The sequence below is a fragment of the Streptosporangium sp. NPDC000396 genome, assembly GCF_042898655.1.
Lineage (GTDB): Bacteria > Actinomycetota > Actinomycetes > Streptosporangiales > Streptosporangiaceae > Streptosporangium.
In genome coordinates, this window is the sequence record NZ_JBIAZA010000048.1 from 37,710 (window position 1) to 60,279 (window position 22,570).

The 22,570-nt window shown below is 70.1% G+C and carries 21 protein-coding genes; 14 read left to right on the forward strand and 7 right to left on the reverse strand.

Annotated features, from left to right (window positions below):
* Positions 1 to 43: 43 nt before the first annotated feature.
* Positions 44 to 1,147, reverse strand: coding sequence for an o-succinylbenzoate synthase (gene menC / locus ACFY2X_RS44330; protein WP_389950564.1), 1,104 nt, complete (start codon positions 1,145 to 1,147; stop codon positions 44 to 46).
* Positions 1,148 to 1,766: 619 nt separating this feature from the next.
* Here menC and ACFY2X_RS44335 point away from each other — a divergent pair.
* Genes ACFY2X_RS44335 through ACFY2X_RS44345 form a run of 3 tightly spaced genes read left to right on the forward strand, consistent with a single transcriptional unit; the run spans position 1,767 to position 5,397 of the window.
* Positions 1,767 to 2,318, forward strand: a complete 552-nt coding sequence (locus ACFY2X_RS44335) for a neutral zinc metallopeptidase (protein ID WP_389950567.1) — start codon at positions 1,767 to 1,769, stop codon at positions 2,316 to 2,318.
* 56 nt (positions 2,319 to 2,374) lie between these two features.
* A complete protein-coding gene (locus tag ACFY2X_RS44340; RefSeq protein ID WP_389950570.1) occupies positions 2,375 to 2,842 on the forward strand; it encodes a hypothetical protein in 468 nt (155 codons plus the stop codon).
* Positions 2,809 to 5,397, forward strand: coding sequence for a M48 family metalloprotease (locus ACFY2X_RS44345; protein ID WP_389950572.1), 2,589 nt, complete (start codon positions 2,809 to 2,811; stop codon positions 5,395 to 5,397). The genes ACFY2X_RS44340 and ACFY2X_RS44345 overlap by 34 nt, the downstream gene beginning before the upstream one ends.
* Before the next feature lie 366 nt (positions 5,398 to 5,763).
* Here ACFY2X_RS44345 and ACFY2X_RS44350 read toward each other — a convergent pair whose 3' ends face one another.
* Positions 5,764 to 6,162: a hypothetical protein gene (locus ACFY2X_RS44350; protein ID WP_389950575.1), complete on the reverse strand. Its 399-nt coding sequence runs from the start codon at positions 6,160 to 6,162 to the stop codon at positions 5,764 to 5,766.
* Between the two features lie 59 nt (positions 6,163 to 6,221).
* Here ACFY2X_RS44350 and ACFY2X_RS44355 point away from each other — a divergent pair, with 59 nt between their 5' ends.
* Together ACFY2X_RS44355 and ACFY2X_RS44360 are read left to right on the forward strand one after the other, a co-directional pair.
* Entirely contained in the window at positions 6,222 to 6,668 is a 447-nt protein-coding gene (locus tag ACFY2X_RS44355; RefSeq protein ID WP_389950577.1) for a MarR family winged helix-turn-helix transcriptional regulator, read from the forward strand.
* A 187-nt stretch (positions 6,669 to 6,855) separates the two neighbouring features.
* On the forward strand, positions 6,856 to 7,446 hold the full coding sequence (locus ACFY2X_RS44360; RefSeq protein ID WP_389950580.1) for an AAA family ATPase: 591 nt from the start codon (positions 6,856 to 6,858) through the stop codon (positions 7,444 to 7,446).
* Positions 7,447 to 7,463: 17 nt separating this feature from the next.
* Here ACFY2X_RS44360 and ACFY2X_RS44365 read toward each other — a convergent pair whose 3' ends face one another.
* Together ACFY2X_RS44365 and ACFY2X_RS44370 are read right to left on the reverse strand one after the other, a co-directional pair.
* Positions 7,464 to 8,243, reverse strand: a complete 780-nt coding sequence (locus tag ACFY2X_RS44365; protein ID WP_389950583.1) for a putative hydro-lyase — start codon at positions 8,241 to 8,243, stop codon at positions 7,464 to 7,466.
* Positions 8,244 to 8,357: 114 nt separating this feature from the next.
* Positions 8,358 to 8,756, reverse strand: coding sequence for a PPOX class F420-dependent oxidoreductase (locus tag ACFY2X_RS44370; protein WP_389950586.1), 399 nt, complete (start codon positions 8,754 to 8,756; stop codon positions 8,358 to 8,360).
* Positions 8,757 to 8,806: 50 nt separating this feature from the next.
* On the opposite strand from ACFY2X_RS44370, the gene soxR reads away from it, so the two are divergent.
* Positions 8,807 to 9,298, forward strand: coding sequence for a redox-sensitive transcriptional activator SoxR (gene soxR, locus ACFY2X_RS44375; RefSeq protein ID WP_389950589.1), 492 nt, complete (start codon positions 8,807 to 8,809; stop codon positions 9,296 to 9,298).
* A 27-nt stretch (positions 9,299 to 9,325) separates the two neighbouring features.
* On the opposite strand, the gene ACFY2X_RS44380 is transcribed toward soxR, so the two are convergent.
* Positions 9,326 to 10,231 carry a phosphotriesterase gene (locus ACFY2X_RS44380; protein ID WP_389950592.1) on the reverse strand — a complete coding sequence of 302 codons (906 nt, stop codon included), beginning with the start codon at positions 10,229 to 10,231 and terminating at the stop codon, positions 9,326 to 9,328.
* Between the two features lie 322 nt (positions 10,232 to 10,553).
* Between ACFY2X_RS44380 and ACFY2X_RS44385 the strand changes: the two genes are divergently transcribed.
* The 3 genes from ACFY2X_RS44385 to ACFY2X_RS44395 all read left to right on the forward strand — a co-directional run bounded on the left by ACFY2X_RS44385 (position 10,554) and on the right by ACFY2X_RS44395 (position 13,018).
* Entirely contained in the window at positions 10,554 to 11,033 is a 480-nt protein-coding gene (locus ACFY2X_RS44385) for a TIGR02611 family protein (RefSeq protein WP_389950594.1), read from the forward strand.
* A gap of 214 nt (positions 11,034 to 11,247) precedes the next feature.
* Positions 11,248 to 11,631: a hypothetical protein gene (locus ACFY2X_RS44390; RefSeq protein WP_389950597.1), complete on the forward strand. Its 384-nt coding sequence runs from the start codon at positions 11,248 to 11,250 to the stop codon at positions 11,629 to 11,631.
* 187 nt (positions 11,632 to 11,818) lie between these two features.
* Positions 11,819 to 13,018 (forward strand): PucR family transcriptional regulator, encoded by a 1,200-nt coding sequence (locus ACFY2X_RS44395; RefSeq protein ID WP_389950599.1) that lies wholly within the window; start codon positions 11,819 to 11,821, stop codon positions 13,016 to 13,018.
* Between the two features lie 45 nt (positions 13,019 to 13,063).
* On the opposite strand, the gene ACFY2X_RS44400 is transcribed toward ACFY2X_RS44395, so the two are convergent.
* Positions 13,064 to 14,014 (reverse strand): helix-turn-helix transcriptional regulator, encoded by a 951-nt coding sequence (locus ACFY2X_RS44400; protein ID WP_389950601.1) that lies wholly within the window; start codon positions 14,012 to 14,014, stop codon positions 13,064 to 13,066.
* Between the two features lie 89 nt (positions 14,015 to 14,103).
* Between ACFY2X_RS44400 and ACFY2X_RS44405 the strand changes: the two genes are divergently transcribed.
* The 5 genes from ACFY2X_RS44405 (at position 14,104) to ACFY2X_RS44425 (ending at position 19,567) form a co-directional block, all read left to right on the forward strand.
* On the forward strand, positions 14,104 to 14,523 hold the full coding sequence (locus ACFY2X_RS44405) for a VOC family protein (RefSeq protein WP_389950604.1): 420 nt from the start codon (positions 14,104 to 14,106) through the stop codon (positions 14,521 to 14,523).
* A 1-nt stretch (position 14,524) separates the two neighbouring features.
* Positions 14,525 to 15,130: a YdeI family protein gene (locus ACFY2X_RS44410; protein WP_389950607.1), complete on the forward strand. Its 606-nt coding sequence runs from the start codon at positions 14,525 to 14,527 to the stop codon at positions 15,128 to 15,130.
* 175 nt (positions 15,131 to 15,305) lie between these two features.
* A complete protein-coding gene (locus tag ACFY2X_RS44415) occupies positions 15,306 to 16,325 on the forward strand; it encodes a LacI family DNA-binding transcriptional regulator (protein ID WP_389950611.1) in 1,020 nt (339 codons plus the stop codon).
* A gap of 27 nt (positions 16,326 to 16,352) precedes the next feature.
* A complete protein-coding gene (locus tag ACFY2X_RS44420; protein WP_389950614.1) occupies positions 16,353 to 17,957 on the forward strand; it encodes an FAD-dependent oxidoreductase in 1,605 nt (534 codons plus the stop codon).
* Between the two features lie 494 nt (positions 17,958 to 18,451).
* Positions 18,452 to 19,567: a hypothetical protein gene (locus tag ACFY2X_RS44425; protein WP_389950617.1), complete on the forward strand. Its 1,116-nt coding sequence runs from the start codon at positions 18,452 to 18,454 to the stop codon at positions 19,565 to 19,567.
* Positions 19,568 to 20,042: 475 nt separating this feature from the next.
* Here ACFY2X_RS44425 and ACFY2X_RS44430 read toward each other — a convergent pair whose 3' ends face one another.
* Positions 20,043 to 21,617, reverse strand: coding sequence for a hypothetical protein (locus tag ACFY2X_RS44430; RefSeq protein WP_389950619.1), 1,575 nt, complete (start codon positions 21,615 to 21,617; stop codon positions 20,043 to 20,045).
* Between the last annotated feature and the right edge of the window lie 953 nt (positions 21,618 to 22,570).

The window sequence follows — 22,570 nt, forward strand, 5'->3', positions numbered from 1 at the left end:
ACATCAAGACGTGGGGTCGATTCGTCCGGCAGCCCAACCGGCCTCAGCCGAGGCCGATCCACTCCGTGGCCGTGGTGACCTCCTCCAGGATGTCCTTGATCGGCTCAACGCCGAGACCGGGGCCGGACGGCACGTCGAGGTGACCGCCGTCCAGCTCGAAGGGCTCGGTGATGTCGGTGGCGTAGTAGCGGCGCGAGGCGGAGGTGTCGCCGGGCAGGGTGAAGCCGGGCAGGGCGGCGAGGGCCACGTTCGCGGCCCGGCCGAGGCCCGTCTCCAGCATGCCGCCGCACCAGACCGCGATCCCGTGCGCCCTGCACAGGTCGTGGATGCGCCGCGCCTCCAGGTAGCCGCCGATCCGGCCCGGCTTGATGTTGATGATCGAGCAGGCCTTGAGCGAGATGGCCGCGGCGGCGTGCTCGGCCGACTCGATCGACTCGTCGAGGCAGACGGGCGTGCGCAGCCGCTTGGCCAACTCGGCGTGCTGCACCAGGTCGTCGTTGGCCAGCGGCTGCTCGATCAGCAGCAGCCCGAAGTCGTCCAGCCTGGCCAGCTGCTGGGCGTCGGCGAGCGTGTAGGCGGCGTTCGCGTCCACCTGCAGGAGCACGTTGTCGCCGAACCGCTCCCTGACCGCCCGCACCGGCTCGACGTCCCAGCCCGGCTCGATCTTCAGCTTGATCCTGACGTAGCCCTCGTCGAGGTAGCCCTCCACCGCGTCGAGCAGCTGCGGGATGGAGTCCATGATGCCGACCGACACCCCGCAGGGGACCCGCTCCCTCGCCGCGCCCAGGAAGCGGCCGAACGACTCGCCCGACGCCCTCAGCTGCGCGTCGAGCACGGCCGTCTCCAGCGCCGCCTTGGCCATGCGGTGGCCCTTGATCGGCTCCATGGCCCTGCTCACGCCGTACGCGTCCAGGTCGTCCGTCAGCAAGGGCAGCAGGAAGCGGCGGATCACCTCCGCCGCGCCCTCCACGTACTCGGAGGAGTAGAGCGGTTCCGACATCGCCACGCACTCGCCCCATCCTTCGGCGTCCGGCGTGACCACTCTGACCAGGAGCACATCGCGGGAGGTCTCGGTGCCGAAGGAGGTGCGGAACGGCGCGACCAACGGCATGGCGATCCGGCGTAGTTCCACTCCGGTGATCTTCATGGTCTCTCCACTTCGTCGCAGGGGTCCCGTCCGACGCTAGGCCGCGACGGCCCTGCGCCGATTCGTCCGGTAAGCCGGAAATCAGGCGTCGCTTCGTCTCCTGCCCCAAGGTGTCGCGCAGGCGCGGCGGGCCCGCACCGCGAAATCATCAGGTCTGGACGAAACTCCGCCTTACCGCTTGACCCTGGTCGGGAATCATCCCGGCATGCCCGCGGTGGCGCGGGTGACTTCCGGGGCGGCCGCCTTCTTCGCGGGCGTCGGGAGAGCGGAGCGTCACCAAGGTCATTCCTTTCAATGGATCAACAGATCAATGATCGAAAGGAAGCATGACAAAAGAGCGCCATTCCAGCGTGAATATGATTTACGACATATGATGTGATTTCGGGCATGCGTGGCGCCGAATTTGACGACCCGCGTGGAATGTCATTACAAATTGCGTATTCCTCTTCCTTATCGCTAAGCGCGCATTTACCGTCAAGGCAGGATCGGGGGCCGACGAGAGGCGGTCGCGCGCATGCGGCGATGGAGAACGGCCCTGCTGGCGCTTGCCCTGACATCCTTGATCACCGTCGGCGCGGGAGGCGGGGTCGCCTCCGCGTCCGCGCGGCGGTGGGACGGCATGGACGATGACATTTCCACGGCCGTTTATGTGGTCAACCGATACTGGGCCACACACTGGTCGCAATTCTTCAGTGGAAGATACTCGCCCCCGAGTATTTTCGGCGGATACCAGAAAGGCGGGCGGAGGCCTCCCTTCTGCGGCCCGAGGCGCCTTGACTACTACAACGCGTGGTACTGCCGTGACGGCGACTACATCGCCTGGGACATCGATCTCATGGCGGAGGGCTATCGCTCCGGAGACGCGTGGGTGTATCTGGTCATCGCGCACGAGTGGGGCCACGCCGTACAACGACGGCTCCACGCCTCGCTGATCATGCGCGCCTACGAGCTGCAGGCGGACTGCTTCGCGGGCGCGGTCCTGTACGGCGCGGCGGCCGACGGAACCCTGCGGTTCGAGAGAGGCGACGTGGAGGAGATCGCCGCGGCACATCGAAGACTGGGCGACGAGACGCCCTGGACCGACATCGGCGATCACGGAACCGCGGCCCAGCGCATGTCCTTCTTCAAGCGCGGCGCGAACTACGGCGTGACCGGCTGCCTGCCCCGCTGACGCGGCAAGCGCCCGGTCCGGAGTCACCACCTTCGCACGTCATCCTGGAGGCTTGAATGACGTTTCCCGCCGAGGGTGAGCGACGCGCGCTCGTACGCGCCCTGGTCGCCGAATTCGCGCCGGAGGAACTGCCCGACTTCGATCTCATGACCAAGGCCTACTTCGCCTCGCCCGGTGCGGCCCGCCGGGCGCGCAAGCCGAGAGACGAGCCCGGCGGCTTCACCTTCGACCCGGGGGACCCGACGTTCACCAACCTGATGTGGGCCGTGATCGGCGGGCTCGCCACCGAGGCGATCGTCGTCGGGGTCCGCAGCGGCGGATCGCGGTTGAAGCGGCTGTTGGGCAAGAGGAAGGCCGAGCCCGGACCTGACGCCCCGCTGCCCGTCCTGCGGCCCGGGGCCGAGACCTCCGAGCGGAGCCGGATCGCCGGGCAGCTGGCACAGATGGGGTACCCGGAGGCCGAAGCCGTCGCGGAGCGGACCGTCGACAGGTGGGGACGGCGCGACTGGACTCCGCCGGGATGACGCCCGGGCCGGTCAACCCCTTCCTGCTGCCCGCGGCGACCAGCTCACGTTTCATCCTGTTGATCGCGATCACGCTGTCCGCCGCGGGCTCCTCCTACGATCTGGTCGCGGGCGGCCCCTCCGGCTGGCGGGAGGCCTATCTCCGGTGTGACCGAGCCGCCGACGCCGACGCCCTCCGGCTGCCGGCGGAGCCGCTGGCGCAGAGATATCTGTCCTGCCTCGACGAGATCGGCCTGAGCCGGGGACTGGCCGGGGCCGGGGCGATGCTGCTGGTCGCCCTCGCGATCGTCGGGCTGTATGCGATCAGGCCCCGCCTGACCATCAGGCGCCAGCACCTGGTCCCGGCCGACCCCGCCGCCTATGCCGGTCTCCACGAGACCGTCCGGCGGCTCGCCGAGTCCGAAGGACTGCGGCGCGTCCCGCAGATCATGCTCGACGTTCACCGGAAGACGCCCGACGGCCGGGCTTTCGGCCGCTACCCCCGCTACTACCTGCGGCTCAACATCGGAGTGCTCCAGCGGGAGAGGGAGTCCCCGGGCGACAAAACGGTTGAGTCGGTCGTGCTGCACGAGCTGGCCCACCTGAGGAACCGCGACGTCGACCTGACGAACCTGACGCTGGCCAGTGCGTGGGCCTTCGGCGGGGTGGTCGCGGCACCCCTGCTGCTCTTCACGCTGGTGCGCGATCCGGCCAGACTTCCCGACGTCGGCATCAGGACGACGGCCTCCATGGCGCTGGTCATGGTGCTGGCGGCCGCCGTGCTCAGATCGCGCGAACACTACGCCGACGTGCGAGCCTCCGTCGCGGGCGGGCGGCTCATCCCGCGCCCGCCCCGCCGCGGCGGCTGGATCCGGGCACTGCTGCCGATGCACCCGCGCGACACCCGCAGGGCGAAGGTCGTCCGGGACCCGGGCATCCTGATGCGGTGGGTGCCCGGCGAGGCGCTGGGCGCGGGCGTCGCCGCGGGCCTCGGGCTCTCCCATTTCTGGGAGATCACCAGGCTGTGGTCCGCAAACAACACGCGGTATGCCCTGCTGCTCACCTCGCTGCCCTACGGGCTCCTGGCCGTGACGGTCGTGGGGGCCGGCGCCTACCGGGCGACGCTTTCGGCGCTCGTCGCGGCGGGCCCGGTTCCGCGCGGGGTGGTCTCCGGAGCGGCGCTGGCGGCAGGGATCGTGCTGGGTTTGCTGATCTCCCCGTCCAACCTGAACGTGTCCTGGGCCGAGGCCATGGCAGGTGCGCCGGGCGTCACCGCGGGCATGGCCGCGGCGCTGCTCGTGATGTGCGTGGCGCTCACTCGCGGGCTCGCGGTGGCCGCGGCGGCGTGGCTGCCGGTCGCCAGGGGCAGGACGCTTCTTCCCGTGCTGCTGGGCGGTCTCGTGCCGGCCGCTCTGGCCTTCGGCCTCTGGCTGGGGGCCTGGACCGCGGCGGCGAACATCGCGTTGGAGCTGGGTGACCTTCTCCGGGGTTTCTACGGTCTGTTCGGGCAGCTCGTCGACGCCGCGCTGCTCACGGCTCTGTGGGTGGCGGTGCTCCACCCGCTGGGATCGTGGTTCCGTCACGGGAGTCCCGGCCGAGGCCGGAACGTGTATCTGGCCGCCGACGGCGTGATCGTGCTGCCCGCCGCCAGGGTCCGCCCGGTGCTCGCGCTGGCTCCCGCCGCGCTGATCCTCGTCATCGGGACGGCCGGTGATCTGCTTCTCCCGGAAAGGGCCCTCTTCACCCTGCTCATCGAGACCGGCAAGTGGTCGTCCGGGGATCGGTTCGACGTCCTTCTGGTCCAGGTCGCCGCGCTTGCGGCCGTCACGGCGCTGGCCCAGGTGACCGCCGCGGTCGTGTCGGCGATCGTGGCAGGCCGCGGCGGGGCGGTGCTCGGCCCGGCGCACGGCATGCTCGCCGCGCTGGCGGGCGGGATCGCTGCCATCGCGGTTCTCATCGGTCCCGTGCTGCCCGGGTTGTGCGGCCCGGCCGCCCCCGGTTGCGATGTCCCGGCTCTGGCGTCCTGGGTCGGCGTCGCCCTGCTCGTGGTGACCGCGTTCGGCACCCCGCTCAGCGCCGCCATGATCGGCCTGGTGAGCGGAGTGCGTGGCCTGGTCCGGCTGTTCGGGCGCGGGGGTGCCCGCCGCGACCACCCGGCGCGTCCGGCCGGTCCGTGGGCGCGGCGGCTGTCGACCCTGGCAGCGGCCGTGTTCGTGCTGCTCTGGATGGCGGTCATGACTCCGGTCTGGCTGGCGGAGCAGGGTTTCGCGAGGGGACCGGGAGCGGTGGCCGCCAGCAGTTCGGCCTCGGCCGTTCCGCCCCCGGGTCGGCCCGGGACCCGGACGGTGCAGTCGGCGTGCGCCGAGGCGATCGTCGCTGTCACGGCTCCCCTGCTCGGAGACAACTACCACGTGAACTGGGCCAGGGCGTTCGCACATCTGGCCGAGACCGAGAACGCCTTCCTCGCCACACTGGGCCGCGCCGGTTACCCGAGCGCGCGTGACGCGCTGGCGGACGACTACAGAGATCTGCAGCCCCTGATCATCCAGTACTGCGGGCGCGTCCCGCGAAGCTGACACGGCCGTGTGTCCTCCCCGCCGGAAGGCGGCCGCTTTTTCATGTCTGGATTCAGGGGCGGCCGCGGCCCCTCGCTCGACCTCGCCTATCTCGCGCGAGATGTCGGCGAGCCGCTGTTCGGCGCCGACCTGGAGCACAACGACATCTTCGTGCTGCTGGAGCGCGTCGCCGGGGCCGAGCGGACCGCGACCCCGACCTGCTGGTGCGCGCGACCGCCGTGGACGCCCTGTGCCTGGGGAGGGGAGATCTTCGCCGCCGCCGCCGTGGCCGAGGCCCTCCGCGCGGCCGGAGACGACGCCGATGCCGATACCGACGCCGACGCCGACGTCCGCAGGGCACTGGCCGGTCACCGGAGCCCAGGGGGCTCAGGCCGTGGCGGGCGCCGGAGCCCGTCGCCCGTGACGGGCCAGCCACCAGACGGAGACCAGATGGACCGCGGCCAGCGTGCCCCCGCCGAGCGCCATCCCGGCGGTGCCCCGGGTGGCTCCGATGAGACAGTCGCCGGCCTGGACCACGCCCGCCACGGCGAGCATCGGGATCAGGCCTCCCTTTGACCTGGTGGCCAGCAGGAACAGGATCGCGGCGCCGAGCGGCAGGGCGCGGGCACCGTAGGCCTGGGCGTAGAGGTCGATTGTGGAGGTCACCTCGCTGCCGGGCGCCACGAGCGCCGGATCGATCATGCCCGCCACGGAGAATCCCATCGACACGGCCGCCCCGAGCCCGTTGACCACCGCGAGGGTCCACCAGCCCTTGATCTTCGTCATCGATTCTCTCCTCAAATCATTCATAGTGTGAATGTTTATTGGACAGTACCATCGTCGCCATGAACGATGTCAATCCCGCGTCGCCGGTCGCGACGGTCGCCTTCCGGCTGGGAACGCTGGGAGCCGTGATGACCGACCGGTTCGCGGCGCGGATCGAGTCGTACGACCTGAAGCCCAAGCACGTGGGCCTGATGACCGTGCTGGACTCCGGCGGCGGGTCCTCCCAGCTGGAGATCGCTCGAATCATGGGGATCGCCCCCAGCCTGGTCGTCTCCCTGGCCGACCACCTGGAGAACCTCGGGGCGATCCAGCGAATCCGCGACCCCGAGGACCGCCGCCGTCAGGTCTTGACCCTCACCGCTTCCGGGCGCGACCTGCTCCGTGACTGCGCCCGCGAGGCCCAGGAGGTGGACGCCGAGTTCACCGCCGGTCTGAGTCCTGCCGACCAGGCCACGCTCAGCCGTCTCCTCGGCACCGTCGCCGCCGTCGCGGGACTGCCCGCCTGATGATCCCCACTTGCGGATGATGAAGGAGGATCCGGATGTGACTCCTCCGCTCCCTGAAGAGAGCGGCTTCTCGCTTCCCTCGGCAGAGGTAGGCGACGGCCAAGCCCTGACCATTTCAAACAAAGGAACCGTAACAGGGAAGCGATTCCCCTGCCGGGTAAACCCGACAGTCCCTTCGCTAGACCTGATGGCACGACCGGCGCCCCTGTGGGTGGTGAGCGGGCCGCCGGGGGCCGGGAAGTCCACTGTGGCGGCGGCGCTGCTCGCACGGCTCGATCCGGTGCCCGCGCTGCTGGACAAGGACACCGTCTACGGTGGGTTCGTGGCGGCGACGCTGCGGGCCCATGGGCGTGACGAGGGCGAACGCGAGGGCCCCTGGTATGACCAGCAGATCAAGCGGCACGAATACGCGGGGCTGACCCTGCTCGCCCGGCAGATCCGCGGCCACGGCTGCCCGGTGATGCTCGACGGGCCGTTCACGAGCCAGGTGCACGACGCGGCGCTGTGGGAGCGCTGGGTGGAGGAGCTGGGCGGGCCGCCCGTCCGCCTGGTCTGGGTCCGGTCGGACGGCCCGACCCTGCGTGCCAGGCTGGAGAGCAGGGGACTGGCCAGGGACGGGGGGAAGCTGGCCCGTTTCGAGGAGTATCTACGGGCGATCCGCGTGGACGAGCCTCCGGCGGTGCCGTACACCGAGATCGACAACCGCCTGGGCGCGCCGTCGCTGGAACGGCAGGCGGCCAGGATCACGGAATCCGGAGACGGCCTCCCACGTCCGTGATCACCGCATGACCCCGCTCAGGGAACCTGGAAACGGTCGTCCCTGGCGTCGGTGATCGCCATGTGGCCGGGCAGGTGGCCGATCGCGAAGGACACGCCGCTCGCCATGACCGCCGCCTGCGGTGTCACCCCGCAGGCCCAGAAGACGGGGATCTCCCCGGCGCCGACCTCGACCGGATCTCCGAAGTCGGGCGCGGCGAGGTCGGCGATTCCGATCTCCCCTGGATCGCCGACGTGGATCGGCGCACCGTGCACGGCCGGGTATCGCGCGGTCACCCGGACCGCGGCCGGCACCAGGGCCGCCGGGATCGGGCGCATGGAGACCACCATCGGGCCGCTCAGCGAGCCCGCGGGGCGGCAGGGCAGCGAGGTGAGATACATGGGCACGTTGGTCCCGGCCTCGATGTGCCGCACCGGGACCCCCGCCCTCAGCAGCGCGTCCTCGAAGGTGAAACTGCAACCCAGCAGGAAGGGCACGAGATCGTCCCGCCAGAGGTCGCGGACGTCGTCGGCGTCGGCCACGGCCGTGCCGTTCTCATAGACCCGGTAGGCGGGCAGGTCGGTGCGGAGATCCCCGCCGAACAGCTCGGTGCTGACCGCGCCGGGATCGCCGACGTCCAGGACGGGGCAGGCGACGGAGTTGCGCTGGGCGAAGAGCAGCAGGTCGTAGGCGAGCTCGCGGGGTACGGCGAGCAGGTTGGCCTGGGTCCAGCCTCGGCACCACCCGGCGGTGGGCGTTCGCAGCCCCTCGCGAAAGCGGCGCCGGGCCTCATCCGGTGTGAGAGCCGTCACATCCACCGATGGATCATAACCCCGGCCTTTCACCCCTGACGGGTGCCTTCGGGTGCCCTTCCCGCACGACGGCGCACCGTCACGCGGCACTCGACGGCAGGCCCGTGTTCAGGGCGCGGGTCAGACGTCCCGGCCCTTCATGCCCTCCTGGGACGGATCGACTCCCCAGGAGATGATCCGCTTGGGGTGGATGCGGATGACCTCCCGGCTGTAGTACGGCATGGGCGGGTCGTGATCCTCGATGGCCTCGGCCACGCCGCGTATCTCCACCCCCCGGACCGACCAGGGATTGACGGAGGCGACGTCGTCCACCACGAATGCCACCTGGCCGTTCGCCTGGACGTTGCGGAACTTCCTGGTCGCGCCCATGGCCCGGCCGTAGATGTCGATCGTGCCGGTGGCGGGGTTGTGGTGGAAGGTGGTCGGACTGTTCTGCAGCACACCCCCGGGGCTCACCGTGGCCAGTCGGCCCAGCGTCTGACCTGCGAGGTAGTCGAGTTCTGCCTGTGTGAACGTCATGATTCCAGCATGCGACCTCAACCAAGGTTGAGGTCAAGCTAAGGTGAGACGTGTCCAACAACCCTGAGATCACCGTCGGCCAGCTTGCCACACGCAGCGGGGTCGCCGTTTCGGCCGTGCACTTCTACGAGGCCAAGGGCCTGATCCGCAGCCGCCGCACCGCCGGGAACCAGCGCCGCTTCACGCGTGACACGCTGCGCAGGATCGCCTTCATCCGGGTCGCGCAGCGGGTGGGGATCCCGCTCAAGACGATCCAGGCCGCGCTGTCCGCGCTGCCCGACGAGCGCACTCCCACGCGAGAGGACTGGGCGAGGCTCTCCTCGGCGTGGCGGGGTGAGCTGGACGACCGGATCAAGCAGCTTCAGCGGCTCCGTGACGGCCTGACCGAGTGCATCGGCTGTGGTTGCCTGTCCCTGGACCGCTGCGCGCTGGCCAACCCCGACGACGTGGCGGCGGCCAGAGGACCCGGCTCGCGCCTGATGGTCCCCGTGCGCGACATCCCCGTGAGCAACTGCGAGCTCCCGTGCGAGGGCGCGCGATGAACGCCCCGTCCGGGGTCGCCCACCTCTCTATTCCGCGCAGGTCAGCCAGCGGAGAGGGTTGTCGTGGGTGATCAGGCGAATGGTCTCCTCGGAGACCCCGGCCTCACGCATCCGGGGCAGGAAGGTGCGGAACAGGTGGCTGTAGCCCGCGCCGCCGTACCGCTCGATCTCGGAGACCTTGGACAGGCCGCTGCTGAGCAGCAGCCGGTCGGCGTGCCCGGCCTCGATGAGGTCCAGCGCGTGCCGGAGCCGGTCGTGGCCCAGGGAGGTGAGGCAGACGTAGCCGCCGGCCTCGGCGATCTTGCGCGGGACCGCGCAGTCGGTTCCGGCGTCGGCGACGCTGACCCGGTGGGCGGGCAGGCCCTCGCCGAGCAGGATCTCCAGCAGGGCCAGACCGCCACGGTGATGGGTGGCGACGGGTAGGCCTGAGAGCAGGGACGCCCTGGCCGCGGCGATCGCGCAACGCTCCTCGGCGGGGGTCGGCTCCTCGTCCCAGATGCCGATCTCGCCGATCACGCCGGGACGGACGGCGGTGTCGTCCAGCCCGCCGTCGATCTCCGACAGCAGGTGCACGGTGAGGGCGTTCACGTCGGCGCCGGTCACCCAGGAGGGCGCGAACGGGCCGGCGAAGAACCCGGTCCCCGCCACCACGGCCACCCGGCTGCCGGCCGCGATCCTGGCCAGCGCCGAGGCGTCGCGGCCCATGCCGATGCAGCTCAGCTCGACGACCAGGCTGAGCGCGTCGGACCGGCGCAGCTCGCGCAGTTCCCCGGTGACCGCATCCTCCTCGTCCAGCCAGTGATGCGGGTCGGAGTCGATGCCGGCCGCCCAGCGCAGGTCGCTGCGCAGATGTTCGCGGGGGAGGACCGCCCCGCTGATCGTGGACGGGGGGCAGGAGCCGATGACGGTTCTGACAAGGGGAGCCTCGAACATGAACGGACATTAACCCATATTTGGTGTGAAAATCACCCAGATCTTGATGGTTTTACCTTGATGAATTAGTTGTTCTTTCAACTTATTGACGATCCGGACCTGGGGCGTGGGGCCCTCCGGGCGTTCGCGTGCGCATGTCAAGGCCGGTGATCCACGACCCGGGCTGAGAGAGGGTTGGCCTGTGCTTTGCGGGCGCGAGCCATAGTCGAGCCGCCTGGCTTGCCGTGCGCCTACGGTCGGGTGCGTGGCTCATCCTCCAGGATGAGCTGCCGTGGAGTGAACAGGCCTATTCTGGAACGAAACCAACTGCCCGGGGGAGTACGTGGCTATCTCAGACGAGGTGCGGAAGTCTCGCGACGAGTCCGGGCGGCTCTCCGAGACCGGTGACGCCGACGCGCTGAAGGAGGAGGCCGCCCGGCGGTCCGGCATTCACGGCTGGCTCGACGGCGTCAGGTCCACTCGCACCGGCCGCCTCACCTTGAAGATCGTCATCGGCGTCATCGGCGCCGTGCTGGTCGTCGGCGGCCTCATCATGGTCCCCTTCCCCGGCCCCGGCTGGCTGGTCGTCTTCGCCGGCCTCGCCGTGCTGGCCACCGAGTTCCACTGGGCCCATCGACTGCTGGAGTTCGGCAAGCGGACCCTCTCGGCCTGGACGGCCTGGCTCGGCCGCCAGGGCTGGACCGTCAAGATCCTGGTTGTCCTCGTCGCCGCCGCGGCGGCCACCGCCATCGTCTACTTCGGCCTGAAGCTCAGCTTCGGCCTCGACCTGGTCGCCGAGGCCCGCAAGCTGCTCGACCGCTAGGCGGCCGCGACCCGGGGGCGGGGCGCGGGCGTGACCGAGGGGGCGGATCCGCGCGGGTGCGCCGGTTTCGTCCGGCGTGCCCGGTGTCCCCATGCGGCCATGCCGTGAGGATGCTTTACCTGGTGCTGTCGACTACGTAGTCATTTCAATACGTCACCCTCCGTAGTGTCTCTCTCCGTCTGATCCCCAGAGACGCAAAGGAGAGTGACGCTTGATGCGCGCCCTGTCTTCGATGTTCGCCCTGATGGCAGCCGGAGTCGTGATCGCGACCGGCGCCCCCGCCCACGCCGACTCCGTCAAGCTGAAGATGACGGTCGAGCCCGGTGCCGAGGTGACGTTCACCCCCGAGCTCGTCCCCACGCCCGCCTACCGGGGCGACATCCTGGTCACGCTCAGGAACAACAGCGTGCCGACGGTGGTCAAGGTCGACACCTGCAAGGGCAAGCGCCTCGGCAAGGTGGCGATCGCCGCCGACGACCACATGCCTCACGTGGTCCTCAGCGGGGCCACGCCCGCATCGTCCCCGTCCTGCTTCCGCTTCAGCGTGAAGAACCTCGGCGACACCCCGGCGACCATCGCGGGCACCGGTTATTTCTAGGCGCCTCCAAGCGGCATGAACAATCCCGCGTTAAGCGGTGAGCCAGGCGGGAACGGCGATCGTGGCCGTTCCCGCCTCACTTGTTTGTTGTCATCTGTGTGAGCGGAGTCACAGAGGAAAGTGCGCGCTTCGGATAGGAGAAGGATCGAAGGGATCGGAGTAGCGTCCGAGGGCAGGAGGATCCCACGTGAGCCTTGCCCGTGCCGTCGAACAGCCGCTGGCCGACATCCCTCGTGAGTTCGCCGACGCCCTCCGCCCCTACCTGCGTGACATGGCAGAGGAGATGATCGGTGAGATCCAGGCGAGTGTGCCCGAATACTCCCGGCAGAGCGACGCCTACGCCCGTATCGTCAGGCACGCCGTCGAGGAGGCGCTCACGGGCTTCGTGAACCGGGCCGGGGACAGGGGGGCCAGTCGCTCCAGGCTGCTGGAGGTCTATCGCGCCGTGGGCGGCGGCGAGGCCGCCGAGGGACGGGCGCTCGACTCCCTCCAGTCCGCGTTGCGGATCTGCGCCCGGGTGGCATGGCGCAGGCTGGCCGAGGAGTCGGAACGGCTGGACCTGTCCAGGCAGCGCATGTGCGAGATCGGAGAGGCGATCCTCGTCTACCTCGACGAGATCGCCGCCGCGGCGGCCGAGGGCTACGCCGAGGCTCAGGCGAGGGTGGCGGGCGAGCTCGAACTGCGCCGCCGGAGACTGCTCGACCTGCTCGTCGCCGATCCGCCCGCCGACCCCCGCGCCGTGGCCGATCTCGCGAGGTCGGTGCGCTGGACCGTGCCGCGCACCGTCGCCTGCGTCGCCCTCGCCTCCCGTGTCCAGGACGAACTGCTCAGGCCGAGCCTGCCCCCCGATGTGCTCGTTGACCTCGGCCGCCCCGACCCCTGCCTGGTCGTTCCCGACCCCGACGGCCCGGGACGGCGCGGCCTGCTCGACGCGCTGGCCACCGACTGGATCGTGGCGATCGGCCCCGCGGTCGGCCTGGGCGGGGCGGCGGTGTCACTCAGGCTCGCCCGGGACGCCCTGGCCCTCGCCTGCCGTGGCGTGCTCGACGGCAGCCGGAGCATCAGGGTGGCCAACCATCTCGCCACGTTGATGATCTTCCAGGACGAGGCGCTGATCCAGATCATGGGGCGGACCCGGCTGGCCCCGCTCCGCGGTCTGCGCCCCGCCCAGCGCGACCGGCTGGCCGAGACGCTTCTGGCCTGGCTCCAGAGCGGCAACGCCACCGAGGTGGCGGCCAGGTTGCACATCCATCCCCAGACCGTCCGCTACCGGCTGCGCCAGGCCACCGAACTCTTCGCCGACCAGCTCAGCACCCCCGGCGACCGGTTCGAGCTGGAGGTCGTCCTCCGCGCCCGGGCCGCCGGGCTGCACACCGCACCCGAATGAGGGGCCGCACACCGCGGCGTCTCCACCTCACCGCTGAGCTCCACGTCAGTGCCCGTCGGCGTAGCGGCCGACGAGCTCGGCGCCGATCCGCGCCAGCTCGGCCTGGACGGATCGCGGTTCGACCACCTCGACCATCGCGCCCCAGCCGGCGAGGTGCCGGGCGATGTCCAACGGGGTCGGCGCGGCGAGCCGGACCCGGGCACGTCCGCGGTCGTCCTCGCCGTCGGTGTGGCAGTGCCGTCCGAACTGGTTCTGCAGCACTGGAACGAACCTGGCCTCGATGAGCACGGTCGCCCAGGTGTGTGAACGCCGCTGCTCCACCTCGCCGACGACCTGCTGCCATGCGGTGGCGAGCGTGAAATCGTGCGGGCGATCGGCGGGCTGGCCGGTCGTCTCGGCCTCGATGATCCGGTCGACCCGGAAGGTCCGCCGCCCTCGTTCGGTTCCGGCGATCAGGTACCAGATGTCGTCCTTGTCGACCAGGCCCCACGGGTCGACCAGCCGCTCGGTCCGTTCCCGGGCGCCGCTGGTGTAGGTCAGGCGGACCTTCCGCCGGCGGATCACGGCGGCCTGCAGCAGGTCGACCGTCTCGGGCCGGTGGCGATCACGCTCGCCCCATCGGGTGGGGTCGATCATCGTGGCGCCGGCGGCGGCCTCGGCGTCGGCGCGGAAGGTCTGCGGCAGCGCCCGCATGAGTTTGCGCAGCGCCGCCCTGGCCTCACCCGAGACGGCCGCGGCCGGTCCGACGAGCAGGAACAGCGCCTGCGCCTCGGTCGCCGACAGGCCGCTGAGGTCGGTGCGGGCGCCACCGACGAGCGACCAGCCGCCGCCGCGCCCGGGCTGCGGGTACACCGGGACGCCCGCCGCGGACAGCGCCTCCAGGTCGCGGCGGGCGGTGGCGACGGACACCTCAAGCTCGGCGGCCAGCTCGGCGGCGGTCACCCGGCCACGGGTCTGCATGAGCAGGAGGACGGCAACAAGACGGTCGGCGCGCATGTCCCCAGTTTCTCCAAAAAAGTGCTCAATTGGTGAGCACTTTGGGTTGGAGGATGGTCATTGTCACCGACCGAAGGAAGGAATCACCGATGCTGCGAGGACTGGCCACCGTCAACTTCTCCGCCGACGACCTGGAGGCGGCCAAGAAGTGGTACGTCGAACTGCTGGGCGCCGAGCCGTATTTCGAGCGGTCGGTCGACGGGCGGACGGTCGCCTACTACGAGTTCAGGATCGGCGACTACCAGGCCGAACTCGGCCTCATCGATCGGCGTTACGCCCCGCCGGGCGCGTCCGACGCCCCTGGAGGCGCGGTCGTCCACTGGCACGTCGACGACGTGCGGGCCACCCTGGACCGGCTGCTTTCCATGGGGGCCACGCCGTACACGCCGCTCACCGAGTATGGTCCCGGTTTCGTCGCCGCCTCGGTGACCGACCCGTTCGGCAACGTGCTGGGCATCATGTACAACCAGCACTACCTGGAGGTTCTCGGGTCGAAGGCGGGGGCGTGACGTGAACACCCTTTTCGCGAGCACCCCCGCCGAGTGGCGCGCGTGGCTGGCGCGGAACTGCCGGTCTGGGAAGGAAGTGTGGCTGGTCATCCACCACAAGGACAGCGGCACGCCGAGCATGCGGTATCACGAGGCGATCGAGCACGCGCTGTGCTACGGGTGGATCGACAGCCAGGCCCGCAAACGCGACGCGGACAGCTCTTGCCTCCGGTTCACCCCGCGCAACCCGCGCAGCACATGGAGCCGGGTGAACCGGCGGCGCGCCGAGAAAATGATCGGGCTGGGCCTGATGACCGAGCACGGTCAGGTCTTGATCGAGCTGGCCAGGGCCAAGGGAACCTGGCAGGTCCTGTCCGACGCGGAGAGCTCGGCCGTACCCGATGATCTGCGGGAGTCGCTCGACCGGGACGAGGCCGCCCGCGAGAACTTCCAGAATTTTCCGCCATCCTCGAAACGGCTGATCCTGGAGTGGGTGGCGGCGGCGAAAAGGCCGGACACCAGGCGGCGCCGGATCGATCGAACGGTCAGCCTCGCGGCGAGGAACATCCGGGCCAACCACCCCGGAGTCCGGGTGCGCGATGCCGCCGAACCCGGCGGCTCTCGGTGACACCCGGCAGATCACTCTGAGGAGTTCCCCGCCGGAAGTTGATAATGCGAATTACCTCAGGAGAAACTTCCGTTTCTGATTCTTTGCGACGGCTTGACGGCGCGGTTGCTTGCTCCCAAAGTAGAAGCAGTTTCCCTGCTAATGCGCATTACCAATCGATGAGGTGCCACGGAACGTGACCGCTGCCCGTCGACGCCTCACACAACAGGACGTCGCCCGGATGGCCGGGGTGAGCCAGACGACGGTGTCGCTGGTTCTCAACAACCGGACGGACGCCGACGTGCGGATCTCCCAGGAGACGCGCGAGCGCGTGCTGCGGGTGATCAGGGAGACCGGATACGTCGCCGACCCCGTCGCGCGACGGCTCGCCGAGCGCCGCAACCGCATCCTGGGCGTGTTCAGCTACGAGGTGGTCTTCCCGACCACCAGCGCCGACTTCTACCACCCGTTCCTGCTCGGCATCGAGGAGTGCGCGCAGGAGGTGGGCTGCGACCTGCTGCTGTTCACCGGCGCCAGGGCGACGGGCGCGCGGCGGATCTTCAACGCGGAGAACCGGGTACGGCTGGCCGACGGATGCGTGCTCCTGGGCCGCACCGTCGACCGCGACGACCTGGCCCGGCTGCTGTCCGAGGGGGTCGCGTTCGTGTGCATCGGCCGCCGTGACGACGCGGGTGCGCCGGTGCCGTACGTGGGCGCCGACTACCCCCCGGCCGTGCGGGAGCTCGTCGAGCGCGCCGTGGGGCTCGGCCACCGGCGGCTGGCCTACGTCGGTCTCGGGGAGGGCGCCGAGTCCCGGGCCGATCGTCTGCGCGGGTTCCGCGAGGCGGCGGCCGCCCTGGGCGTCGACGGGATTCACGTGCCGGTGGCCGGCCGGACTCCGGACGACCTTCTCGCCGGCCTGGCGGAAGCCGGAACGACGGCGGCCTTCGTCGAGGAGTCGGCCGACAGCGTCGCGATCGCGCACGCGGCCCGGGAACGGGGCCTCGTGATTCCCGGCGACCTGTCGATCCTCGCGCTCGGCATCCCCGCGCACCCCGCCCACCTCGACTTCACGGGATTCCGCATCCCCCGGCGCGAGATGGGCCGCAGGGCCGTCGAGCTGCTGACCGGGGTGCTGGAGAGCGGCGGGACCCCACAGGAACTGCTGCCCTGCGAACTGGTCGACGGCGCCACGCTGGCTCCGGCCAGGGGCTGAACCGAAATGACAGGAGAGATTCCCCACGTGGTTGAGACATCTGCGGACGCGGTCGTCGTCGGCGGCGGGCTGGGCGGCGTCGCCGCCGCGCTGGCCCTGCTGCGCGCCGGCCGTACGGTGATCCTGACCGAGGAACACGACTGGCTGGGCGGCCAGCTGACCAGCCAGGCCGTGCCGCCGGACGAGCACCCCTGGGTGGAGCGGTTCGGCGTCACCGCGAGCTATCGGGCGCTGCGCGACGGCATCCGGCGCTACTACCGGGAGCACTACCCCCTGACCGAACGGTCCCGGGCCTGGCGGCACCTCAATCCGGGCGCGGGTCACGTGAGCCGGCTCTGCCACGAGCCGAGGGTCGCGGTCGCGGTGATCGAGGCGATGCTGGCGCCCTACCGGGGCTCGGGGCGGCTGCGGGTCCTGCAGCCCTACCGCCCGGTGGGCGCCCAGGTCGACGGTGACACGGTGACCGCCGTGGAGCTTGAGCACCGGAACGGAGGCGGCCGGATCACCGTGTGCGCGCCGTACGTCCTGGACGCCACCGAGACCGGCGAGCTGCTGCCGCTGACCGGGACCGAGTACGTCACGGGGTTCGAGTCGCAGGCCGAGACCGGCGAGCCGAGCGCCCCCGCGCAGGCGCAGCCGCTGAACATGCAGGCCGTCTCGGTGTGCTTCGCGATCGACCACGTCGACGGGGACCACACGATCGAAAGGCCCGCCTCCTACGACTTCTGGCGGAAGTACCAGCCTCCTTTCTGGGGGGACCGGCTGCTGTCCTGGCGGTGCCCGAAACCCCAGACGCTGGAGATCATGGAACGTTCCTTCACTCCCAATCCCGGCGACGACCCCCTGCTGATGGACGCGGACCAGCGGCACAGCGAGGGGGACCTCAACCTGTGGACCTTCCGCCGGATCGCCGCACGCCGCAACTTCGTCACCGGCGCCTACGCCAGCGACATCACGCTGGTCAACTGGCCGATGATCGACTACATGGAGGGGCCGGTCTTCGACGTGCCGGACGCGGACCGGCACCTGGAGGCGGCGCGCGAGCTGTCCCGTTCGGTCCTGTACTGGATGCAGACCGAGGCGCCCCGCCCCGACGGCGGAACCGGATTCCCCGGCCTGCGGCTGCGCGGCGACGTGACCGGCTCGGCCGACGGGCTGGCCCAGGCCGCCTACATCCGGGAATCGCGGCGGATCCGCGCCCTGTACACCGTGGTCGAGCAGGACCTGTCGCTGGCCATACGCGGCGACAAGGGCGCCGTCGACTACGACGACGCGGTCGGCATCGGCATGTACCGCATCGACCTGCACCCCTCCACGGGAGGCGACAACTACATCGACGTGGGCTGCTCGCCGTTCCAGATCCCGCTCGGCGCGCTGATCCCGCAGCGCATGACCAACCTTCTGCCCGCCGCCAAGAACATCGGCACCACCCACATCACCAACGGCGCCTACCGGCTGCACCCGGTCGAGTGGAACGCGGGCGAGGTCGCCGGCGCGCTGGCGGCGTTCTGCCTGGAGCGCGAGATCCCGCCGCATGCCGTACGGGAGAAGGAAGAGCTGCTCGCCGACTTCCAGGACGGGCTCACCCGGGACGGCGTTGAGCTGCGCTGGCCGAGGGTGGCCGGCTACTAGGGCTTCCCTCGCGCGGCAAGGTCCAAGGGGAGGGGAGCCGCAGGAGATCGATCAATGATCCTGTACGGCTTCCTCCTCCCGAACGTGACCTCAGCCGCCATGGAGCAGTGAGGTCCTGTTCAGTGAGGTCCTGTTCTCGGAATGCTGAGCTGGGGTTTCAAGCCGGAATCACGTGTGTTCTCGAAAGTCGGTAGCGTCTCCGCTTCCGAGAACACGGTCTTCCTGGAACCTCGGTGACCTGCACTGATCAGCTCACTTGGGGTTGGGCCATGTTTGGGAGGAGGGCGCCGACCACGGCGAGCGGATCCATCCGGCCGCGACGCGACTCGACGACAAGCAGAACCGGGCGCCGCACGCGGTGCTGCCCGGGTACCGTGCCTTCCAGGGCCGGCCCGGCCCCGGGGCGGTGTGGCAGCTGCCGCGCGCCACCCGGGCGCTGGAAGCCGGCCTGGGCCGCCGACCGGGTGGTCGTCCCGGGAAAAGTGGGAGAGGACATGCGTTTTCTGGAGCGGGAACGCGCCACTGTGGCGAAGCTGCTGCCGGGGCTGGACGAGAGCCTGCGGGCGACACCCCTCATGGAGCTGGAGGGCCCAGACAGCCCCGGCATCCAGCTCTTCCGCGACAGCGGCGGCCCCGGGCTGCTGGCGCCGAGCGACCAGCAGGGGCGGGGAGCCACCGCCCTGGACGCCCTGCGGGTGCAGCGCGCACTGGGCAGCAGGACACCGTCGCTGGCCGCGGCCACCACCATGCACCACTTCTCGATGGCCACCCTGGTCGGTCTGACCACCACCGACAATGGCCAGGAGTCGATGCTTGTCGCGGGAGTGGCCGCCAGCAACCTGCTCGTGGCGTTCGGCTTCGCCGAGGAGCGTCCCGGCGCCGGCATCCTGTCCCCCTCGATGACCGCCACGGTGTCGCCCGACGGGATACTGATCAGCGGGAGGACGCGCCCGTGCAGTCTGGCCCGGTCGATGGACGTGCTCGCCGTCAGTGTCATGGTCCCCAACTGGGACGACGACGGCGGCGAGGAGGTACCGGTGGTGGCGCTGGTGTCCGCGGGAATCGACGGTGTGAGCGTCGGCGGGGCGGGGGCGGACAGCGAGCAGGTCACCCTCGACGACGCCCTGGTGCCGCCGGACCTGCTGGTGCAGGCCTCGGCTCCCGACGCGCGGCCGGAGGTCATGCTGACCGCGGGCTTCGCCTGGTTCCAGCTGCTGATGACGGGCAGCTACCTCGGGGCCGCCAGCGCACTGGTCGAGCGGGTGCTGCTCGACACCCGGGTGCCCGAGTCCGAGCGGGTCGGGCTGCTGGTGGAGGCCGAGGGCGCGATGTCGGCCGCGGAGGGCGTCGCCCGCCGGATCGACGACGGCGGCCCGGATGAGTCGACGCTCGCCGACTCGCTGTACGTCCGGTACTGCGTGCAGGACACCCTCTCCCGGGTGGTCCCGCGCGCGGTCGAGTTGCTCGGCGGCCTCGACTCCCTGGCCTCCGAGGAGGTCGGCCACCTCGCCACCTGCGCCAACGGGCTGGACCTGCATCCGCCGGCCCGGCAGGGGATGACCGGCCCGCTGGCGGCGTACCTGGGCGACGGGCCGCTCACCATCGCCTGATCCCAGGCGCCCGACAGCGCCTTCGGTCGCGCACTCACCGGATGCGGGTCGTCGGCATGCGCCAGGGCCGCGAGCACCCCCTCACCCGGCCGCGCCACGTCGATCAGGCGAGGCACTGACGCTCACTCCTGCCCGCCGTCGCTCTGCACAGGCCTTTCGCGACCTGCGACGGCGCGGCTTACCGCCACCGGCTGTTCCGCTGTTCCTCAACCCCGAAAGGCCTCGCCGCCGGTGCAATTTTTGGCCGACGGCGTCATCTGTCCACGATCACCGTCGGTCGCGGCCGGGGTGGTTCTCCTCTCCTGGGTCCGGTGAGGGGGCGCACGAGCCGCTGGACCGGGACAGACGCGACGCGCTTGCCGGGGCACTGGTGATCAACACGTCTTACCTGCATCGCCTCCACGACGACATGGGCCCGGAGCATCCTCCGGGGCCATGTCGTGTGCAGGGGTTGCTTCCTTGAGCGGTGGTGAAGTCAGGGAGTTTCGTAGCCGACCCAGTTGATATGCCAGCCGTTCCGCTCGGCCTCGGCGAGCGTCAGGGGCATGTCGTCGCGACATATGAGGTAAACGCTGAAGCTGGTGGCGGTGACGTTGTAGACGCCACTGATTCTGAGGTCGTGGTGCATGCCGCCGCCACCTTCGAAAGAGACGAGGTAAATGGGGCTTTTGGTGAACCCGGCTGCGGAGGTATCGACGTCGATGTCGAAGGAGTTCCATCCGGTGGGCCTCCAGCCATAGCTGGGGGTGCTCCGTCCTGAGGCCACGCCGTTGACCTTGCCGGCGTACAGGGTGCCCGCGTCGTTGGAATCGCGGTTGCGCCAGACTCTCACCCCGCCCTGGGCGAAGGTGATGTCTCCCTCGCCGGGATTAAGCCCCTTCACATACGTGGCGGCGACGCCGTCGGCGTACAGGATGCCCGGATCGCTGGAGCCGCCTGCGCCCCAGACTTTCACCCCGCCCTGGGGGAAGGTGATGACTCCCTCGCCGCTATTGGGCCCCTCTACCCACCCGGCGAGCACGCCGCTGGCCTCCAGGGTGCCCAGGTCATCGGAGCCGCCTGTGCGCCAGATCTTCACCCCGCCCTGGGGGAAGGTGATGACTCCCTCGCCGCTATTGGGCCCCTCCACATACTCGGTGAGCACGCCGTTGAACACGGCCCTGCCGGCCGTCAACGGCCCCTTCCCGCCGGAGCCGTTGGAGATCTCCGCCCCTGTGCCGGTGATGGTGAGGCCCCAGTTGGTCGCGGTCCCCTGGACCCGGGGTGTCTTGATCTCGGTGGTGGCGGTGAGGGTTTCGAGTTCGGGATTGCGCACCTGAACGGTCGTGGTGAGGAAGTGCTGCTGCTTGTTGGGGCCGGTGGCGGTGAGGATGTAGGTGGTAGCCCGCTTTGGGGCGGGCGGTGACCAGCTGCCCCCGGAGACGGGGACGGGCTGCGGCGCGCCCGGGTAGGTGATCTCGTAGCCGAAGCCGGCGATCTCCTCCCAGTGCAGCGTGAGCTTGTCACCGGCGTCCACCATGGCCTTGTCCGGGCGGAAGTCGCGCGGCGTCGGGAGCTCCTTGGGCGTGGTCTTCACCAGCGCCACCGCCGCCATGGAGCTGGGGGGCAGGCTCCCGGGCTTGGGCTTGGTTCTGCCGGCGTTCTCGGTCACCGTCAGCACGGCCAGCCCGGGTTTGGCGGCGACGGTGACGTTCTCCAGCGTCAGCACCATGTAGTCGCCGGGGCGGAAATGTATTGGGCCGCCAGGGGCGGTGGCCTGGACGGCGTTGGAGCCCTGCCGCTGGACGTTCACCGATGGCCGGGTGCCCGGCGGGGTGCCCGGCCGTGGGACGTACTCGCCCTTGGTCTTGATCTTGTTGAAGTTCGAGGTGAGGGTGAGGTCGCCGGTGCCGTTGCCGATGGGCACCGTCACCGTGGTCGTGGACCAGTACGCCGCCTGCTGCCCGGTGTTGGTGACGAGCAGGTACACCGTTCCCGTGGACGGCCGCCCGGCCGCTGACGCCTCCAGGGGCGCCGGGTCGGTGAGGACGGTGTAGGTCAGCATGGTCATGGTCACGACTCCTTTTTGGAGGACGGCGCGGGCCGATGGCCCGCCCGCGGCACGAGGACCGGGCCGGGCAGGACAGGCGGCGATAGGGGTGGCGCATCCGAAAACCGGCTGTGACGCGCCGCGGAAGTTCACCTCTGGATCCAATCGCCCGGCGTTGGAGCGTGACAAGATCACTCAAGGCGGCCATAACAGGGCGGTCCGGCAATATCATCAGCGTCTTGACACGCATCGAGGCCATGCGTCACTGACCGTCCATGAACGCCCGCCCTTCCCACGTCGGCCGAACGCTGGCGCGACCTCCCGCCGTGATCGGGCCGCCGGGGATTGCGCCCCGGATTTCAAGTGCTGTCGTCCAATCGCCTCCCAACGCCCACGAGGTCCCGTTACCGCGCGTAACGAAACTCCCGCATCCAGTGCCGCGTCAGCGGCACCATGTAACGAAACTCCGTGCGAGGCTCCCGAATGTGGGCTGACCGTCAGCCAGCCTGCGACGGGGCGTCGCCGCAGCTACTGCTCAACCGCCTGCCGAGTTCGCGCGCATCGGCCCTCCGCTCGGGTCGGTGTCATAGGCCGCAACGTAGGGGCGTATCTCCAGGTCAGGGGCAACGCGCCGATGCCTGTCGGAATCCGCTCACCGACTCGTTCACCGACGTTGATTCTCGGCACGAGTTCTCGATGCTCACCACCTGCGACCTCGTAGTTTCCCGGCGGAGTGTCGACAGACGAAGGTATATCGACACTTGCAAGCGATCACCCAGAGCTACTTTGCACTTGGTCGCACGGACCCGAGTGGGGGCCGTCTCGTGCTGGTGCCCTGGCGATCGCCGGGGGCCGTCCCTGGGGGCGGTCCCTTCGGCGTCTCAGTGCTCGTCGACGACCTGGCCGTTCAGGGCGGTGGCGTCCTTGGTGAGGGCCATGGTCAGCGGCGCCTCCGGGAAGGTGGGCAGGGCGGC

Coding starts and splice junctions, on each gene's coding strand:
- menC (WP_389950564.1), bottom strand. CDS start 1,147: ATGAAGATCACCGGAGTGGAACTACGCCGGATCGCCATGCCGTTGGTC.
- ACFY2X_RS44430 (WP_389950619.1), bottom strand. CDS start 21,617: ATGACCATGCTGACCTACACCGTCCTCACCGACCCGGCGCCCCTGGAG.
- ACFY2X_RS44405 (WP_389950604.1), top strand. CDS start 14,104: ATGCTGCGAGGACTGGCCACCGTCAACTTCTCCGCCGACGACCTGGAG.
- ACFY2X_RS44335 (WP_389950567.1), top strand. CDS start 1,767: ATGGACGATGACATTTCCACGGCCGTTTATGTGGTCAACCGATACTGG.
- ACFY2X_RS44425 (WP_389950617.1), top strand. CDS start 18,452: ATGCGTTTTCTGGAGCGGGAACGCGCCACTGTGGCGAAGCTGCTGCCG.
- ACFY2X_RS44340 (WP_389950570.1), top strand. CDS start 2,375: ATGACGTTTCCCGCCGAGGGTGAGCGACGCGCGCTCGTACGCGCCCTG.
- ACFY2X_RS44360 (WP_389950580.1), top strand. CDS start 6,856: ATGGCACGACCGGCGCCCCTGTGGGTGGTGAGCGGGCCGCCGGGGGCC.
- ACFY2X_RS44400 (WP_389950601.1), bottom strand. CDS start 14,014: ATGCGCGCCGACCGTCTTGTTGCCGTCCTCCTGCTCATGCAGACCCGT.
- ACFY2X_RS44370 (WP_389950586.1), bottom strand. CDS start 8,756: ATGACGTTCACACAGGCAGAACTCGACTACCTCGCAGGTCAGACGCTG.
- ACFY2X_RS44350 (WP_389950575.1), bottom strand. CDS start 6,162: ATGACGAAGATCAAGGGCTGGTGGACCCTCGCGGTGGTCAACGGGCTC.
- ACFY2X_RS44355 (WP_389950577.1), top strand. CDS start 6,222: ATGAACGATGTCAATCCCGCGTCGCCGGTCGCGACGGTCGCCTTCCGG.
- ACFY2X_RS44390 (WP_389950597.1), top strand. CDS start 11,248: ATGCGCGCCCTGTCTTCGATGTTCGCCCTGATGGCAGCCGGAGTCGTG.
- ACFY2X_RS44380 (WP_389950592.1), bottom strand. CDS start 10,231: ATGTTCGAGGCTCCCCTTGTCAGAACCGTCATCGGCTCCTGCCCCCCG.